Below are 16,157 nucleotides of genomic sequence, written 5' to 3' on the forward strand. Positions count from 1 at the left end.
AATTGGGAGGGGGGTATGGCTATCTGCCTTTTATAAAAGGTATCTGAAGCTCTTCTTCTTTCTCCTCCTCTCTAGGCGCCCTTGCTTTAAAAACCTCTTTGTATAACAAGTCGCGGAGGGCGGCTCTTATAGCCTCGCTTCTATTGGGGAATATGCCCCGTCTCACTAACTCGTCGAGTTCCTCCAACATCTTCTTGGGCACGTGTACAGATATTAGCGACATCTTATCCTGGCTCTTGCTCCTCGGCATGGATATTGTAAATACCTGCGTTAATAAAGGTCTTCTCCAGGTATTATGGCCGTCATATCTCGGCCTCGGCCTTTATTGAAGAAAGCGCCTTGACCAATAAGTCGAGCACATAGTATTTAGGCAATGTCGAGAGTTTTTTCGCCAGTTTTCTCAACTTCTCCGCCTCTTGGGGTGTTATAGCCTTGGGTTTACCCTCGCCGTCGTATGATTGCCACCTGCCTTTTTCATATATATAGCCAATGTCGTCCATATATATCTCTGCGTAGAGCCCCTTCTTCCCAGCTTCTGCAAAAATCACCACGTCTTTCATTTCCAACTCCATGTAACTATTCCGTAGGATCATTCTGAGGAATGGCGCTTTTAACCTCACAGCTTATCTAAGCCACGTTTTTAAATAGATAACTATCAAGCTGCCACAAGCTCAGGCGGTTGGCCTACGCCGACTGTGTTGCCCACGCCTATTAATAACACAGAGTCGCCTATCTGTGTCTGTGTAACTATAAAGTCTAGCACACGTTTTGTAGTGTATTGAACCGCGTTGTAAATATCGCTAGTCATTATAGTTAACGCCTCAGACTGGCGCATCTTTATGAGAAATGCGTAGAGGGGCACTCCGTATTTTGTGGCGTAGGTCTCGATGTTAAATTTCTCCACCCCCACTCCGCCCATGGCCACGCCTATGCCCTCAGCTACCTCCCCAGTTTTCTCACCCTCTAGTCTAAGGGCGGCGTCTACAGTTATTATATATTTAGGCGCCGCCTTGAGTTTTTCAAATACATATTCAACCGCCTCGTCTAACCTCCCCACAGTGCTACCCGGCCCCTCGGCCTTAATTATATAAAGCCTCCGCCCCTCGTATTCACACTCGGCGATAACTGTGTCTTTTACCACGTGGTGATATCTACGTGGTTGACATCGGCTAAGTACGTTATATGCCACTAGGGGGCCTGCGCTATCGCCGATGGGCATACCCTTAATAAAAGAGTTGACTGCCTCGTTTACTGTATCTGTAAGTTCTTTAAGTAGTGGAAGTAACATCGTTAGTTGGATAACTAAGTAGAAGGCCTTGTACTTCTTGGCGGTTTTATAATAATGGTCTACTACTTTGTATATGAAGTTCATATATCTAAGGGCCTCTACTGCTGTGGCCATGTTTTTGACTGTGACGCCGTCTTCTACCAACCGGCGTATCTCCTGTTCGTAAGTCTCTACATATGTAGACAAAATGTGTTTATACTTTGGCACAATTCCGCTGGGGTCTAGCGACGTAGGTTCGATAACTGCAAAATCTACCATCTTTCTAAGGGTTTTCTCAAGGTCTTGTCTCTGGACCTCTCTTTTCTTGGATTTTTCAAGAGCTGCGAGCACGTTTGCAGACGCTGTGTTGAGGAGTTGGCCTAGGTATGATAAAAAGCCACTTACTTGACTTAGATATCTCCACATCTGGAGGTCTTGCAACATGAAAATTAACGCAAACCATATCAACATAGATAGTATATACCACATTGGGTCGTATCCCGTGGCTTGGATATACATCACAGTACAGTCCTTTTAGACTTAAAAAAGTTCGCCCCGGCTCGGCTACCGTGGGCAATGCGCTTGCAGTGTCTACAGAGTCAGCGATCGAGGACTTGCTCACTAATCGCAAATACATCCCCTCATCACGTCGGTATTATGCCTGTGGAGTTAAAAGCTAAACTTCTACTACATCGCGTTCTATTTTCTCTCTTGTAGCCCGGGGCTCTTTTCTCCTTAGGGCAAACGCTGTGGTTACTCCCACTGTCGTAGCCGCAGCGGCTATTTTTAGAAAGCTCTCTTGCGTAAGTGTCGGCACTTTTATCTCAGGCCGTATCTGGGCTAGATATCTAACGCCGTTTATCTCTACTGCCGCTCTCTCCTCTACGGGTATTATCTCCGCCACGCCGTTGTGTCCATAGAACTTGAGACTCCCGACGTATATTGTAAATGTGGTCAAGGGAGAGCCAAGCGCATCTACTACTTTTATCTTGTGAAATAGCGAAGAGACGTTTATCACTATTATTGGAGACGCCTTTTTTATAAACTCTGCTACAAAAGTGCCGTTGTAATATAGCCTAACTGTGACGTTAGAGCCTGTTTTTACCACGTCTGGCTCTACTGTGGCGTTAAAGCCGGGCGCTATGACTCTCGGCTTTACTAGATCGGTGAAGGCTTCTACAACGCCGTTTTTAACCTCGGCGGGGTATCGATATGTTGTACTATTTGTCTTTACGTAGACAAAATACGACACCCCCTCTACAACACATAGCCCAACTGACGCTCCGTCGTCTGTTGTTACTAGGTAGACGGGCAGGTTTTGTCCATCTATTGTTCTTGCTACTACTTCGCGAAGTCTCCACGTAGTTATATTATCGGGCAGATAATAGAAAGAGAGGGCGTATTCCTCTCCAGTCTCAAGTTTTACATAGACTCTAAGCGGTCTCTCCAACGGATTTACTACCGTGGCTACTCCTCTGCATTCGCCCAACACAGGTATTTTTATCTGTTCAACTACGAGGCGGGGTCTGCCGACTACTGTAGTTTGGTTAGGCGCGAAGTAAAGCTGAAAATCTGGGGCCCAGGGCTTTACGCCCTCTATCTTAACGCCTCTCGTTGGTATTTCCACATAGTAATCTGGCTTGTCGTCGGAAAGACTGATGTATGTAATATTGGCTATTCCGTAGGCTAGTACCTGTGCCGTGTCGTAGACGATGTACTTCTCGATGTATACTCCAAATGCTGATGTCGAGCCTACTTTGTATACATACCTCCCCTCAACGAGGGGGGGCGTGAAAGATTTTATTTTTATAACTGCCGTGCCATTTATCACATAGGGCACGCCTTGGTATAAATAGGCGGAGTCCTCCCCTTTTATAGATATGGGGACGAGGGGGGCTAGGCTCCTCCATCTGTCTACTTTAACTGTCACAAAGTCGCCGCAGATCCTCCCCCTTAAGTACTTCGGCGTTGGGTAGTGGTCTAGAGTCGGTTGTGTAAGAACGCCGTTGTTAGATATGGCGTATACAGACGCTATCCCCCAGGGCGTGAGGGGGTCTAGATATGCCGAGAAGTTGGCACAGCCGCCAAGCGACGTAGTGTAGATAAATGGGATAGATGTAATTGGCACGGCTATCGCCGTCGTATTTATCAAGATGAATAAAAAACCCAACATGTAACTACGCCGCCCTGTGGATATATAGGCAATGTACAAAACTAATACATCTCTAGCACAACTCTTAAATATAGACGTGGTGTCTGCCGTGTGAAGTGGTCTCTTTATGCAATTCTCTATTTAATCGGCGTGCTTACGTTAGGCCTCCTATTGATGGGGGCTGAGAAAACCGTAGCCGCCGCGTTAGATATTGTTTTTTTAATCATAGCCGTTGTGTTTTTTAGACTTGCTCTAAAAGACGTTTCTGCAGCATTAGACATAGCTTCTGAAGAGAGGGAGAGGGCAGAGTATAGGATGTTGCAGATACTTTTGATCATAGCATTTATTATGTCGGCTGGAGTTTTGGCCTATGGTTTTCTAAAGGCGTTGTTCCCCTTTGTGCCCTAGGACTTGTCCTGTCCCCCCAGCCGGCTTTTGCACTCCTCTAACTGTGCCTTTAGTTGTGTAAGCATAGCCTCTCTCAATAGGAGACTTCTGTAAAATGCTAGTGTTTCGCGTTCCTGCTCTAGGAGACGGCGCTCCCACTCGTTTAGTCTCTGTTCCTCTTCGATTAACTTCTTGGCAAATCTGCCTAAGTTGTCTAAAAGCTCTACTTCTTTTGCTCTCACAGCCTCTTCCAGCTTTTTTAACTCTTCCTCTTTTTTAGCCACGGCGTTTTCAAACATCTTGTATTTGGCAACTAGCTCCTCAAGCTCTTGTCTCTTCTTTTCTAACGCCGCCTGTACCTCGGCGAGTTCTCTCTCCTTCTGGGAGAGCTCTGCGAGTTTTTTCTCTACCTCTCCAGCCTGTGCAATAAGAGCTTTAGTCCTTTCCTCTTGCTCTGCCAACTGTCTCTGTCTTACTGCCAGCTCTTGCTCTGTTTTTTTAAGTTCAAACTCCTTACGGAGGAGCTCCTCTCTTAACTTGCGTAATTCCTCCTCCTTCTGCGCCAGTTCTTGACCTCTTGCAGATAACAACGTGAGCATTTTTTTAGTTTCTTCAAGAGCCGCCTTTGTGGGATCTGCCAGCTCTACTATCTTCTTTATATTTTCTAACATTAGCGCGAGTTCGCCCTCTCTTTTCTTAAGCGCTTCTTCTCTTGTTTTGAGTTCTGCCTCTTTGTAAGCAAGTTGTCTAATCTTTGTCTCATACTCTTGCATCTTGGCGCCGAAATCTCTCATCAACTCCAACATAGCCGAAGCGACAGATCTTATCTGCTCGCTTAAGTTCTTTATCGCATTTAATTGCTCTGCGAGACTCTCTACTTTTCCAGCTACGGCATCTAGCCTCTCGGCCACAGATATGAATTGGTTTGTGGCGTCTGTTACAGCTTTTGCCGACGCAGAGAGACGTTCGGCAACTGTAGAGAGCTCTGATAGCCTATTGGCAGAGACATCGAGTTGGCTAATCACTCTATTGAGTTGAGACGTCCCCTCGGCCAAGTCTTTTGAAATTCTGCTTAGAAGCGACGCCAAGCCTTCTACAGATTTTTTTAGATCTAGAGAGTTGGTTTTGACTTCGGCAATTACCGCGTTTCGCATCTCGTCTATACGAGAAGATAGAGTAGAGACGTCTGTGGATATTTTAGACAATATCTCGTCTATTTTTCTACTGGCGTCTTCACGCCTAAACACAATAGTAAGTTGGCAAGAGTATATATTTGTTTACTTTAAAACTTTGTTAAGAGTCTCTTGTAGAGCTATTAACTTCTCTAACACAGCCATACAAGTTTCGTCTCTTTTCAACCTATCTTCAGCTACTACAGCTCTTATCAAGCTTGCGTTTTCTATCATAGCAGCGGCGGCGGCGTTTAACTTCTCTACAGCTTCTCTAAGGGCGGATATCACGACGTCTATATCTGTGACACGGGGCTGCGGCTCAGCTGGCTTTTTGGAGAGCTCCGCTATCTCTCTCCGTAGGTTTACGACGTCTTGTCTCAACTGCCTTAACTCTGCAAGGACTTCAACTATATAATCCGGCACGCCGAGTTCGTCAGCCATGCCGTCTCCCTTGTGTAGAAATTTATAAGTAACGCATATTGGCGGCCTATGGGCTTTATCTCACCAAAGGCAAAGATCTATGCTAAATATGTCTCGCCTGATGCATACATATATGGCCCCAGTATAGTTGGGAGGGGTAGTTTTATAGATACAGCGGTTATCGGCTATCCAATACGTCAAAAGATACTACAGGGCTTTTCTACACCAGATGACGTCAGCAAGGGGGCGGTGTTGGGCGAGGCTGTTGTAGTAAGGACTGGAGTTGTTATCTACGAAGGCGTCGAGATTGGAGACGGAGTTGAATTTGGCCACAACGTGTTGGTGAGAGAAGATACGAAAATTGGGAAAAATGTGAGAATCGGCACACTGTCTGTAGTAGAGAGGGGGGTTAAAATTGGAGATGGGGCATGGATACAGTCCATGGTCTATATTCCAAATGGGACTGTTATTGAGGAGGGGGTCTTCATAGGTCCTAACACCGTGATTACAAACGATAAGTATCCGCCTAGTAAAAGACTAGCCCCCGTCATAATTAGGAGGGGGGCTGTAATTGGGGCAAATGCCACGTTGTTAGCTGGGATTGAGATCGGAGAGGGGGCTGTGGTAGCTGCCGGCGCTGTTGTAACTAGAGATGTGCCTCCAGGCGTAGTAGTGGCGGGGGTCCCCGCCAGAGTTATTGGAAAGGCTGAAGAATATCTGAGGAAAAAAGCTATTTACGAAGAGTCAGCGTAGCTCTTCTGAAATTGCGTTAAGGAGCTCAACAGTGTATCTAAGGTCGTCTTTGTGCACCATCTCAACTGGCGAGTGGGAATACTTGCTTAATATGCCTATAGATACGGCGGGTATGCCTGAGACAAAAAACGCCGCGGCGTCTGTGCCTCCGCCTCCCCCGCCTATTTGAATAGGTATGCCGCGTTTCTTTGCGATTTCTAAAATCCTTTTCGCCAGCTTATTGTTGTAGGCGCCGTAGTTATCAAATATCCTCAACACGGGGCCTTGCCCCGGTTTTGCAGAGCCCGTAAAATTGGGATGGCAACAAGCCGTCGTATCTACCACAACGACGTATTTACCCTCTAGTTTTTTTGAAAGCGCGCGGGCGCCGAGGAGCCCCAGCTCCTCCTGGACGCTCCATACATACGTCGCTTGGGCGCCCCTCCTATATGACTCCACAAGTGTCCAACACCCCGCTCTATCGTCTAACGCCGTAGCTGAGATATATTTGCCCATCTCCACATATCTCTTTGAAAACGCGGCGGGTGTCATAGGGCCTATACCCATGGACTCTACTTCTGCTCTGCTGGTAGCTCCTATGTCTATATATAGGTCTTGCCAAGAGATTTGAGTCTGTTGTTGCTGTTGGAAATGTGGCGGGGCTATGCCGATGACTCCCTCTACTCTAAACCCATCTCCATATAACACAACTGAAGATCCGGGGAGGATTCTGTCGTCTATCCCGCCTACTTTTCTAAACTTCATCCTCCCGTCTTCCTCTATGGAAGTCACTAAGAGACCTACCTCATCCATATGTGCTACAAAGGCGACTTTAGACTTATCCATAGCTATGACGTTGCCGAAGTCGTCGACCTCTGCGTTAGAGACTGCAGAGAGTATCTTCTGGCGGATGTCTTCTTCAAATCCCGAAACGCCAAATGCCTTTGTTAGAGTTTCTAAATCCATGTAGTTTTCGAAAAACTTAGATATAATACATTTTCGTTATATACTCCGATGTATACAACGACGTGCCATACCACATATGGGCTAAGCCGGGAGAGATAGCGCCTGTCGTAATAGGGGTGGGCGATCCAGCTAGAGCTAAGCTATTTGCCTCTCTAATGGAGGAGTCGCAGCTTGTTAATGAAAATAGATATTTGGTATATACTGGCAACGTCAGGGGGAGGGCTGTGTCTATAGTGGCACATGGCATTGGGGGGCCCTCTGTAGCTATTGCACTAGAGGAACTTAAGATGTTGGGTATGGAGGTCTTCGTAAGAATAGGGACTGCGGGCTCTTTTGGCGATCTAAAAATTGGCGATGTGTTAATAGCAGCAGCAGCGGCGGCGCCTGTGGGCGGGCTTTTAAACGCGTACTTCCCTGGCTATAGCCCTCCTCTTTCCGCAGATCCGTATCTCACAGTAAAATTAGCGCAGGCGCTCAACGCGCCTATTGGTTATGTAGTATCTAGCGACGCTTTTTATGCAGAAGATCCCCAATTTGTGGAATTTTGGCAGAGACGTGGCGCTTTGGCAGTTGAGATGGAGTGTGCGACAGCTATGGCACTGGGCTGGCTTCGCGGGTTTAAAGTCGGCTGTGTCTTAGTCATATCAAACATCGTAGGTCGACACGAGGTTATAGACCTCCGCGGGAGGTTCATAGAGGTTTTCCGCCGTGTTATAGAGACTATAACATAGTCATCATCTATCAGAAGCGACGGCCTCTTTCATAACTTCCTTGGTATACTCTATGTAGTCTCTTAAACATTTATCACACAATGCTAATTCAACAGTTTTTCCAAATCGTATATAGCCCAAGTTTCTAATTGTCAAATAGATATTACACATATTACATCTTACTTTATGTACAGTAAGTAAGATACTTAATTCTATTTCAGAAATCTCGCTATAAATATCTCTGCCTATTTTTAAAAACCGTTTTTTCCTGTTGATTAAAAGTTTTAGTGAACCCTCTCTCAGATGTCTCACGATTTTATATAACGTTTTAAAAGACACTGAAGAGGCTGTGGCGCATGATAGAAGTTACTAAATACATGTTGCCTATTGTTATCGGCTATATAGCGGGGAAGATTCTAAGGAGGAGACCGCCGGCGTTAATTTTTACAGCGCTTGTCGTACTGCTTGTGTTTGTCGTCGCCGCCAATACCGCAGACAAGGTGTTTGAAAGCGTAGGGGTTTTCCTCGCTGTGTCTATTCTCTACGCGCTTGCCTTGGTCTTGGTAACAGGTCTCCTCGGCTCTTTTCTTGACGCACCAAGCCGCGTTGGCCCCGTTGGTATGCCCTCTATTTCGGCGTATGTTTCTATAGCGCTGGCGGCAGGTTTTATAACAGGCATATTCATAAAAATTCCCTACGTCTTGGCGATAGATCCTCTTCTTCTAGTTCTTCTATTTACCGCTGGGATGGACATGGCTAACGTAGGCATTAGATTAGAAAAGGCTGTGCTTCTTGCGCCAGCGGCGGCGCTTCTCGGCGCAGGTATAGTAGGTTTCTTGTTCGCTACGACTCTAAATATAACACCGGCTGTGGCTTTTGGCATGGGTTGGTACAGCTTCACAGGGCCGTATCTTGCTAACGCCGGCGATAAAACCGGAGGGGCATACGGCCTCTTGACGAATTTCCTCCGTGAACAATTTACATTTCTCCTCGGGCCTATATTAGCTAGAAGATTTGGGAAGGTGAGTATATTGGCTATCGGCGGCGCGACGACTATGGATAATACCCTTCCTCTTTACATAGCGCTATACGGCCCCTCTTTTTCACTCTATGCTTTTACAAACGGTGTAATTTTAACATTTATAGTCCCAACACTTGTCCCTATAGTACATCAAGTCTATAGTTGTTGTAGATAGAGGGGGGTGTACCGATAGTTAATTAAAAAATGAAAATTCGAAAAAACAATGTTAAGAGTGCGGGATCTGCTAGGGGTTTCTGCAGTGTCTTTACTGCGCTACGGCATAAGACCAGATGACGACGTCTACTACGCCATTAAGGTTCTTGAAAAACAAGCTCCTCATATCGCCAGACTTCTAAAGGCTGTTGTCGGTAGCAACGGAGCCTCTTAGCGCCCTATTTCAAACTTTTCTCGTGTCTTCTCCACCTCGGCGTGAACTCGTGTTTTATCCCAAGGACATCTAACACGCGGCCTGCAAAAGTTGTTACTAACTCATCTAGATCCTTCGGCCTTGTGTAAAAACCTGGAGACGCCGGCATAACCACTGCGCCAGCCATAGTCGCAAGTTCCATGTTTTTTATGTGGATTAGAGAGAGGGGGCTTTCTCTAATGACTAACACCACCCTCTTCCTCTCCTTAAGCCCCACCTCGGCGGCTCTTGTAATTAAATTAAGTGTCACGCCGTTTGCAATTGCGGCTAGTGTCTTTGTGGAACAGGGCACTATCGCTACGGCGTCTATGCCAAAACTACCTGAGGCAGGTGGCGCTGTTAGGTCGTTTTCATCCCATACATAATCGGCGAGAGAAGTCACATATGCCGTGTCGTACTCTGTTTCTAACTTCAGTATTTTTTCTGCAGTCTTAGATATAGATAAGTGGATTTCCACGCCGGCTTTCCTCAATAGCTCTAACACTTTCACCCCGTATATTACGCCAGAGGCGCCTGTAATTCCTACAAAAACCCGCATTAGATGTATATATACACGTCGTTGTCTATAATAACGCCGTCGTCTTCTGCCCTACCTCCGTGGAGTATATAGATATCCTTTTTCTCAACTTTAACAACTCGTCTCTCAATGGGGGGTAGAGATGTCGCCATCTTTAGAATCTGCGCCACATGTCTCAAAAGGGGGCTAAATTCCCTTGGCGAGGGCGGTATTTTAAAAACAACGCCGTGACTATATTTCAAAGCCGCGGCGCCCTCAGGCGTGTGTGGAGATGGCGTAATTTTTCTAAGCGCCAAAGTCTGGGCTGCCACGTCTGTAGTAACGACAGCCTCAAACTCCTTACCGCCTAAAAACACTGCAACAACCTTCGGCCTCGCCTTGTGATAGAAAGCTGTAATCTCTCTGGTCTCGGGGCTCTTAAGTTCAAGAAAGTCAAAATATATATCAATGCCGTATGGAGATCCGCGGAGAGCTCTTTCATTGACAATAGGCACAGCGGCGATAGGCGGAAGATCTAACATGCCTTTTTTCCACATGTATAGCATAAGGGTGAGGAAATTTACCGCAGGCGAATCTTCTGGGTAGAAGCCTGACAGTGCCAATATGGGCTCGTCTCCTTTCCCAAATATGAGCGGGCCGCCCCCTAGGTATTGTGAAAGCAGATATCTGACGTATTTTACACATGTCGTATTTGACATCAAGGCTTTGTCAGGGCGGAGGAAATACATCAAGCGCCAAGATCTCTATAGTTTAAAAACTCGTAACATGACATTGGTAATGGGGCGTAGAAAGAGTAAAGTCCCCTTGGTACGCATAACAGTGAGACTTCCCACGGAGCTTTTGATGAGAGTAGATAGACTGGTAGAACGTGGCGTTTTCAAAAACCGTTCACATCTTGTAAAACAAGCGTTAGAAGAGCTAATAAAGGAGCCTAAGTATCAAGAAGTTTTAAATGAGAAAGAAGATAGCTTCCCCACTCTGAGAGGCAGATAAGAATTTAAGCATAGCGCCTATGGGACTTGTTGATGAAGGCAGGTGTGTGGCGACTTATGAGCGGTGGTGACAAAGCTGATTTATTTAATATGGCCGACACTTATCTTGTCCTTCATTCAACGAACTATATAAGAGGGGCAACGTTAGATGGGGACCTCCCCCTGCTTGCTCACAGCGTGGGGCTGAGGCAGAGCTTTACTCCGCAGACCCTCCAGTGCCCCTTGCGGGAAATAGGAGCCTTGGAGGTACTAGTCATAAAGCTGAGTCTACGGTATTTCTACGTTGGCATGTAGCTTTGCCATATCGCTTTCATTCTTGCCTATCCTTTTCATAAGTTCTGCAATAACTGCGTCGAGAACCACCATTGCTGTGTCTTCAAAAAGTGTGCCAAGTGGTGAAAGAGGCTCATGTATTCCGAGAATCTGGCGGGCGAAGTAGTCGTCCATGGCAGCTAATTTAGTCCTACCTGGGACGAAGAGCACGAGATCTGCAACTCTGGCAAGCGGCGAGTCGTAGTAAGAAGTAATGGCGGCGACCCTTGCCTTCATTTTCTTGGCAGCTTCTGCGGCTGCGACAACGACTTGTGTCGTGCCGCTTCCAGATATGGCAACTAAGAGATCGCCCTCTTCTACCGACGGCGTGATAGTCTCTCCGACGACGTAGGACCTAGCCCCTAGATGTCTAAGTCTCATTGCAAAAGCGCGCCCTACCAACCCGCTTCTCCCGACGCCTAAGACAAGAATCTTCTTATTTTGTCTATACATCTCTTCTATAGTCTTTACAAAAGTCTCGACTTCATCAAGTTTTATTTTATCTAGTGCATTTAATATAAAATTTGCAATTTCTAGGTATGCCTGTTTAAAGTATGTTACCATGGTATTATAAAAACGTCAATTTAAAAATTTACTCTTTATACATCGATCTATCTCCGAAAAACGCCTCGACTTTCTGCGGTTTCAGCTTTGATACTATATAGTCAAATGCTGCTTTAGGATCTGTATGATCGCCGCAGGTATAAACATCTACAGTAGCAAAACCGTACTCAGGCCACGTATGAATAGAAATGTGGCTCTCTGCAACTATTGCAAAGACTGTAAGACCTCCGTTAGGCCCAAATCTATATGAACCTACCGATAGAAGCATGGCGTTGGCTATCTTGGTTGCCTCCTTGATGATAGTAATGAGGGCAGACTCATCTCTCAATATCTGGGGGTCGCATCCATAGAGATTGCCGTAGATGTGTCTCCCCACTACTACCCTAGCCCCCACGCCCCCCGCCATGTTTTCTGCGCAAATTCGCAATTTAAAAAGTTAACCCCCAAAAACCCTTATACTACAGATTTGTTCTTGCAGACACCATACTTGTAAAATATCTAAAAGCTCGTTTAAAAAATTAGAGAGTTAAAACCGAGGACTTTTGAAAAATTTTACCACTCTTCTTCTTCCTCCCACTCTTCTTCAAATTCCTCCCACAGCTCCTCTTCTTCTTCCCATTCTTCCTCTTCTCTATACAAAATCGGCATAGACCCCCGAAATCTGCTATTTTTAAATATTCAGACATATGGCGAAGGTGAGAAAAGCATATGTTCAGGGCCTTTTACAAAGGCGTGTGAAATACCGCATAGATCTCACCGAGCCAGTTACAATAAAGCAGTGGCTGTCTGAACGCCTCTGCCAACTGAAAACTTTTCTCGAAGAGGAGTGGAACGCCGTTATGTGTCTATCGGAAACGCCGCCGAGTCTGGGTCTGTTATTAATAGAGTGGCATGGGGGACATATATTAGCAGACGTCTCAATTTGTGCTCCGATATCCCACCCAAATCCTCCACCTCTGGCAATCGAAGTTGCTGTAAAGAGGATAGATGTGTGTGTAGAGCCTATCGCGCCGATGTCGCCGCCTGTGGAATATGTAAAATTATATACGCCTGGTGTAAAAATGTTAGGTAGAATTACGCTGAGACAACGCTATGCGGTGATAAAACATAGAGGACTTCTATTTGCAACAGAGGTTATTTACACGCCAGATGTGAGAGGCGGTGTCGAGTTAAAATTGGCGCGGTATAAGTGTTCGTCTTACGACTTTGGAAAAGCTCTAAGAAAGCTAAAAGCCATTCTATATTCTAGGTATTGATGAGATATGTTGCTGTTGTGTGTCCTAAGTGTGGAAGAGCAAGCGCGACAAAAGCTACTGCACAACGGCATCAATGTCCCTATTGCGGCACTATTATCCGCATAAACGACGCCACGGTGATCACAGTTGGCGATTCAAAAAAAGTGAGAGAGGCCGTTGTTAGATACAATACACAGAAAAAAGTCTAGTCCAGACTTAGACAAGTATAGAAACTAGATAAAGCTTCCTGATAAAAAATCCATTTATTAAAGTAATACCCTTCTAAGCCATGCAACCCGAAAGGCTAGTTGTGGGAAGCAAGACTTACCGCTATTTCAGCCTCAAGAGTCTTGAAAAAGAGGGGTATGACATTGGGAGACTCCCCTACTCTATCCGCGTCTTATTAGAAAACGTAATGCGGAATTTAGATGGAAAAGATATAACAAAGGAACACCTCGAGAGATTAGCTAGATGGAATCCAAAGGCGCCGGAGGGAGAGGTTGCAATCAAAGTCTCGCGCGTCATAATGCAAGACTACACGGGGGTGCCCGCAGTTGTAGATCTGGCCACTATGCGCGACATCGCAGTAAAAATGGGAAAAGACCCCACAGTAATTAATCCACAAGTCCCCGTCGATTTAATTATTGACCATTCGGTGCAAGTAGACTTCTGGGGCAGTCGCGAGGCTCTTAGAAAAAACCTAGAGCTTGAAATACAGAGAAATAAGGAGCGGTACCGCTTCCTTAAGTGGGCTCAGCAAGCGTTTAAAAACTTTAGGGTATTTCCGCCAGGCACAGGCATTATACATCAGGTAAATTTGGAGTATCTAGCAAAAGTCGTAATGACGGAGGGCGACTTGGCTTACTTCGAGACTCTAGTTGGGATGGATAGCCACACTACAATGATAAATGGGCTAGGGGTAGTGGGCTGGGGCGTCGGCGGGGTGGAAGCAGAAGCTGCAATGTTGGGAGAGCCTATTACAATTAGAGTGCCTAGGGTTATCGGCGTACATTTATATGGCGAGCCCCGGCCGGGAGTCACGGCAACAGATATAGTGCTTGCAATTACTGAATTCTTGCGTAAAATAGACGTGGTAGACGCATTTGTAGAGTTTTTCGGAGAAGGCGTCAGAAAGCTCTCTGTGCCAGACCGCGCCACTATTGCCAATATGGCTCCTGAGTACGGCTCAACAGTAGGGCTCTTCCCCGTGGACGAAAACACACTATCTTACTTAAGGATTACCGGCAGACCAGAGGAACTCATCGCTTTAGTTAAGAAATACTACGAAGCACAGGGCGTCTTCGGCGGAGTAGAAGGCGCTGAGTATAGCCAAGTCGTAGACTTCGATTTATCTTCCGTAGAGCGTAACGTCGCAGGGCCGACTCTGCCCTGGCAGAGACGGGCGCTCTCCGAAGTGCCCAAGAGCTTCTCTAGTTTTCTACAGGAGAGGAAGAAAAGGAGTAGAAAGGTTGTTGAAATTGAGATCGATGGTAAAAGAGTACAGTTTGGAGATGGAGATGTCGTAATTGCAGCTATTACGAGTTGTACAAACACCAGCAACCCATATCTCTTGGTCGCGGCAGGGCTAGTGGCCAAGAGGGCGGTAGAACTTGGGATAAGACCTCCGCCGTATGTAAAAACAAGCTTCGCCCCAGGCTCTAGGGCGGCTGCGGAAATTTTAGAGAGAAGCGGATTACAGAAGTATCTTGACGAATTAGGCTTCCACGTAGTGGCTTACGGATGTACCACATGTATTGGAAATTCAGGACCTCTGCCAGAGCCAGTCGCAAAAGCTATAAAAGAACACGATATTCTTGCCGCTGCCGTGCTTTCTGGCAATAGGAATTTTGAAGCCAGAGTCCACCCAGATGTCCGCGCAGCGTATCTTGCCTCGCCTCCATTAGTAGTGGCCTACGCCTTAGCTGGCACAGTGACAAAAGACCTCGAGAGAGAGCCCCTGGCCTATTCTAGTGGAAAACCTGTCTATCTAAAAGACATCTGGCCCAGGCCTGAGGAGGTAAACCGCATAGTAGAAGAGTGGGTTAATCCCAATGTATATATTGAGAAGTACAGCAAAACCGGCGAACTGGTGCCCGAGTGGAACGCCTTAGAGGCCCCGGCGGGTATGTTATATCAATGGCGCGCTGATGACACCTATATACAGCCATCTCCGCTTTTCGAAGGCGAGGTGAAAATCGCAGATATAGTAGGAGCCAGACCGCTTTTAATTCTTGGCGATAGCATTACTACAGACCACATCTCGCCCGCCGGTAGCATAACGGCCGATAATCCGGCGGGCCAATATCTGCTTTCGCTAGGCGTAAAACCCTCCGAGTTTAACACCTTTGGCGCACGTAGAGGCAATTGGCAAGTAATGGTCCGCGGCACCTTCTCTAGCAAGGGTTATAAAAACAAAATCGGCAACTTAGACGGCGGGCTGACTATTAAGTTTCCAGAGGGCAAGGTAATGACTGTTTATGACGCCGCAGAGGCCTATAAGAGAGAGGGCGTGCCCATGATTGTAATCGCAGGTAAAAACTACGGCGCAGGCTCTAGCAGAGATTGGGCAGCTAAGGGGCCAAAGCTCTTAGGCGTTAGAGTCGTAATCGCAGAGAGTTTTGAGAGGATACATAGGTCTAACCTCACGATGGTTGGCATAATACCTATACAACTGCCGCCGGGCGTTACCGTCGACAGCTTGAAACTAGACGGCTCAGAGACCTTTGATATAATTGGCCTCTCAGAGGGCCTCGCGCCTGGCAAAGAGGTGGTCGTTAGGATACATAGGAAAGATGGGCGTGTAGATGAAGTTAAAGCTAGGTTGGCGATATATACCTGGGCCGAGGTCGAATATATTAAACACGGCGGAATTCTGCCCTACGTATTGAATAAACTTCTAAAGAGTAAATAGTTTTAAAATAGATACGAACCATCTTTTATGGATAAACTCCTCCCGGCTTTACTCATTCTTCTATCTCTGGGATACATAGGTATAAATTTCGTAGGTCTGCCACCCGCTTTGGTAGTTGAAAACATAATTTTAGCCGCTGTATACATAGCATTTGCAATACTGTTATTGTATAAGCCGACTAAGCCGGCGTATGTAGCGCTTGTGTTAGTAATTTCTTTCAACGCTGGCAGAGTCTCGCGTACGATATGGTCTCCTGTCGAGGGGTTTGGAAGACTTGCCATAGAACATGTCCCTCTCCTCTTGTATCTACTGGCAATTGCAACACTGGCGTTGTTGAAGACTATACAATTTAATAAGCAGATCGTTAGATAA

The 16,157-nt window shown here is 46.3% G+C and carries 22 protein-coding genes; 10 read left to right on the top strand and 12 right to left on the bottom strand.

Annotated features, from left to right (window positions below; translation table 11 throughout):
• Nucleotides 1-19: 19 nt before the first annotated feature.
• From PISL_RS08045 to PISL_RS08060, 4 genes are all read right to left on the bottom strand, one after another.
• On the bottom strand, nucleotides 20-250 hold the full coding sequence (locus tag PISL_RS08045) for a ribbon-helix-helix domain-containing protein (protein WP_011763292.1): 231 nt from the start codon (nucleotides 248-250) through the stop codon (nucleotides 20-22).
• A 52-nt stretch (nucleotides 251-302) separates the two neighbouring features.
• On the bottom strand, nucleotides 303-620 hold the full coding sequence (locus tag PISL_RS08050) for a hypothetical protein (protein ID WP_011763293.1): 318 nt from the start codon (nucleotides 618-620) through the stop codon (nucleotides 303-305).
• A gap of 35 nt (nucleotides 621-655) precedes the next feature.
• Entirely contained in the window at nucleotides 656-1,786 is a 1,131-nt protein-coding gene (locus PISL_RS08055) for a DUF1512 domain-containing protein (protein WP_011763294.1), read from the bottom strand.
• A 157-nt stretch (nucleotides 1,787-1,943) separates the two neighbouring features.
• The gene (locus tag PISL_RS08060; RefSeq protein ID WP_011763295.1) at nucleotides 1,944-3,440 is read right to left on the bottom strand and encodes a hypothetical protein; all 1,497 of its coding nucleotides are present in this window, start codon (nucleotides 3,438-3,440) and stop codon (nucleotides 1,944-1,946) included.
• Nucleotides 3,441-3,530: 90 nt separating this feature from the next.
• Between PISL_RS08060 and PISL_RS08065 the strand changes: the two genes are divergently transcribed.
• A complete protein-coding gene (locus PISL_RS08065) occupies nucleotides 3,531-3,827 on the top strand; it encodes a hypothetical protein (RefSeq protein WP_011763296.1) in 297 nt (98 codons plus the stop codon).
• Here the strand turns inward: PISL_RS08065 and PISL_RS08070 are convergent.
• Both PISL_RS08070 and PISL_RS08075 read right to left on the bottom strand, forming a co-directional pair.
• Entirely contained in the window at nucleotides 3,824-5,053 is a 1,230-nt protein-coding gene (locus PISL_RS08070; RefSeq protein WP_053240460.1) for a coiled-coil domain-containing protein, read from the bottom strand. The two genes, PISL_RS08065 and PISL_RS08070, sit on opposite strands and share 4 nt — an antisense overlap.
• A gap of 30 nt (nucleotides 5,054-5,083) precedes the next feature.
• Nucleotides 5,084-5,419, bottom strand: a complete 336-nt coding sequence (locus PISL_RS08075; RefSeq protein WP_011763298.1) for a hypothetical protein — start codon at nucleotides 5,417-5,419, stop codon at nucleotides 5,084-5,086.
• Between the two features lie 48 nt (nucleotides 5,420-5,467).
• Between PISL_RS08075 and PISL_RS08080 the strand changes: the two genes are divergently transcribed.
• Nucleotides 5,468-6,151 (top strand): acyltransferase, encoded by a 684-nt coding sequence (locus PISL_RS08080; protein WP_011763299.1) that lies wholly within the window; start codon nucleotides 5,468-5,470, stop codon nucleotides 6,149-6,151.
• On the opposite strand, the gene PISL_RS08085 is transcribed toward PISL_RS08080, so the two are convergent.
• Nucleotides 6,143-7,096, bottom strand: a complete 954-nt coding sequence (locus PISL_RS08085) for a M42 family metallopeptidase (protein ID WP_011763300.1) — start codon at nucleotides 7,094-7,096, stop codon at nucleotides 6,143-6,145. The two genes, PISL_RS08080 and PISL_RS08085, sit on opposite strands and share 9 nt — an antisense overlap.
• 62 nt (nucleotides 7,097-7,158) lie before the next feature.
• Here PISL_RS08085 and PISL_RS08090 point away from each other — a divergent pair, with 62 nt between their 5' ends.
• A complete protein-coding gene (locus PISL_RS08090; RefSeq protein WP_011763301.1) occupies nucleotides 7,159-7,827 on the top strand; it encodes a phosphorylase family protein in 669 nt (222 codons plus the stop codon).
• A gap of 3 nt (nucleotides 7,828-7,830) precedes the next feature.
• Here the strand turns inward: PISL_RS08090 and PISL_RS11385 are convergent, their stop codons facing one another.
• Entirely contained in the window at nucleotides 7,831-7,977 is a 147-nt protein-coding gene (locus tag PISL_RS11385; protein WP_245218367.1) for a hypothetical protein, read from the bottom strand.
• Between the two features lie 185 nt (nucleotides 7,978-8,162).
• Between PISL_RS11385 and PISL_RS08100 the strand changes: the two genes are divergently transcribed.
• Both PISL_RS08100 and PISL_RS11035 read left to right on the top strand, forming a co-directional pair.
• Nucleotides 8,163-9,002 carry a LysO family transporter gene (locus PISL_RS08100; protein WP_011763303.1) on the top strand — a complete coding sequence of 280 codons (840 nt, stop codon included), beginning with the start codon at nucleotides 8,163-8,165 and terminating at the stop codon, nucleotides 9,000-9,002.
• A gap of 48 nt (nucleotides 9,003-9,050) precedes the next feature.
• The gene (locus PISL_RS11035) at nucleotides 9,051-9,215 is read left to right on the top strand and encodes a hypothetical protein (RefSeq protein ID WP_011763304.1); all 165 of its coding nucleotides are present in this window, start codon (nucleotides 9,051-9,053) and stop codon (nucleotides 9,213-9,215) included.
• A 4-nt stretch (nucleotides 9,216-9,219) separates the two neighbouring features.
• Here PISL_RS11035 and PISL_RS08105 read toward each other — a convergent pair whose 3' ends face one another.
• The gene (locus PISL_RS08105) at nucleotides 9,220-9,792 is read right to left on the bottom strand and encodes a UbiX family flavin prenyltransferase (RefSeq protein WP_011763305.1); all 573 of its coding nucleotides are present in this window, start codon (nucleotides 9,790-9,792) and stop codon (nucleotides 9,220-9,222) included.
• Nucleotides 9,792-10,499, bottom strand: coding sequence for a M14 family metallopeptidase (locus PISL_RS08110; protein WP_011763306.1), 708 nt, complete (start codon nucleotides 10,497-10,499; stop codon nucleotides 9,792-9,794). The genes PISL_RS08105 and PISL_RS08110 overlap by 1 nt, the downstream gene beginning before the upstream one ends.
• Nucleotides 10,500-10,548: 49 nt before the next feature.
• Here PISL_RS08110 and PISL_RS08115 point away from each other — a divergent pair, with 49 nt between their 5' ends.
• Nucleotides 10,549-10,764, top strand: a complete 216-nt coding sequence (locus tag PISL_RS08115) for a ribbon-helix-helix domain-containing protein (RefSeq protein WP_011763307.1) — start codon at nucleotides 10,549-10,551, stop codon at nucleotides 10,762-10,764.
• Nucleotides 10,765-11,030: 266 nt separating this feature from the next.
• On the opposite strand, the gene hxlB is transcribed toward PISL_RS08115, so the two are convergent.
• Both hxlB and speD read right to left on the bottom strand, forming a co-directional pair.
• Nucleotides 11,031-11,639, bottom strand: coding sequence for a 6-phospho-3-hexuloisomerase (hxlB, locus tag PISL_RS08125; protein ID WP_011763308.1), 609 nt, complete (start codon nucleotides 11,637-11,639; stop codon nucleotides 11,031-11,033).
• Nucleotides 11,640-11,667: 28 nt separating this feature from the next.
• The gene (gene speD / locus PISL_RS08130) at nucleotides 11,668-12,045 is read right to left on the bottom strand and encodes an adenosylmethionine decarboxylase (protein ID WP_011763309.1); all 378 of its coding nucleotides are present in this window, start codon (nucleotides 12,043-12,045) and stop codon (nucleotides 11,668-11,670) included.
• 280 nt (nucleotides 12,046-12,325) lie between these two features.
• Here speD and PISL_RS08135 point away from each other — a divergent pair, with 280 nt between their 5' ends.
• From PISL_RS08135 to PISL_RS08150, 4 genes are all read left to right on the top strand, one after another.
• Nucleotides 12,326-12,895 (top strand): hypothetical protein, encoded by a 570-nt coding sequence (locus PISL_RS08135; protein ID WP_011763310.1) that lies wholly within the window; start codon nucleotides 12,326-12,328, stop codon nucleotides 12,893-12,895.
• Entirely contained in the window at nucleotides 12,895-13,083 is a 189-nt protein-coding gene (locus PISL_RS08140) for a hypothetical protein (RefSeq protein WP_053240462.1), read from the top strand. Before PISL_RS08135 ends, PISL_RS08140 begins: the two co-directional genes overlap by 1 nt.
• An 80-nt stretch (nucleotides 13,084-13,163) precedes the next feature.
• On the top strand, nucleotides 13,164-15,785 hold the full coding sequence (gene acnA / locus PISL_RS08145) for an aconitate hydratase AcnA (protein ID WP_011763312.1): 2,622 nt from the start codon (nucleotides 13,164-13,166) through the stop codon (nucleotides 15,783-15,785).
• A 27-nt stretch (nucleotides 15,786-15,812) separates the two neighbouring features.
• A complete protein-coding gene (locus PISL_RS08150) occupies nucleotides 15,813-16,157 on the top strand; it encodes a hypothetical protein (RefSeq protein ID WP_011763313.1) in 345 nt (114 codons plus the stop codon).

The organism is Pyrobaculum islandicum DSM 4184, assembly GCF_000015205.1.
Lineage (GTDB): Archaea > Thermoproteota > Thermoprotei > Thermoproteales > Thermoproteaceae > Pyrobaculum > Pyrobaculum islandicum.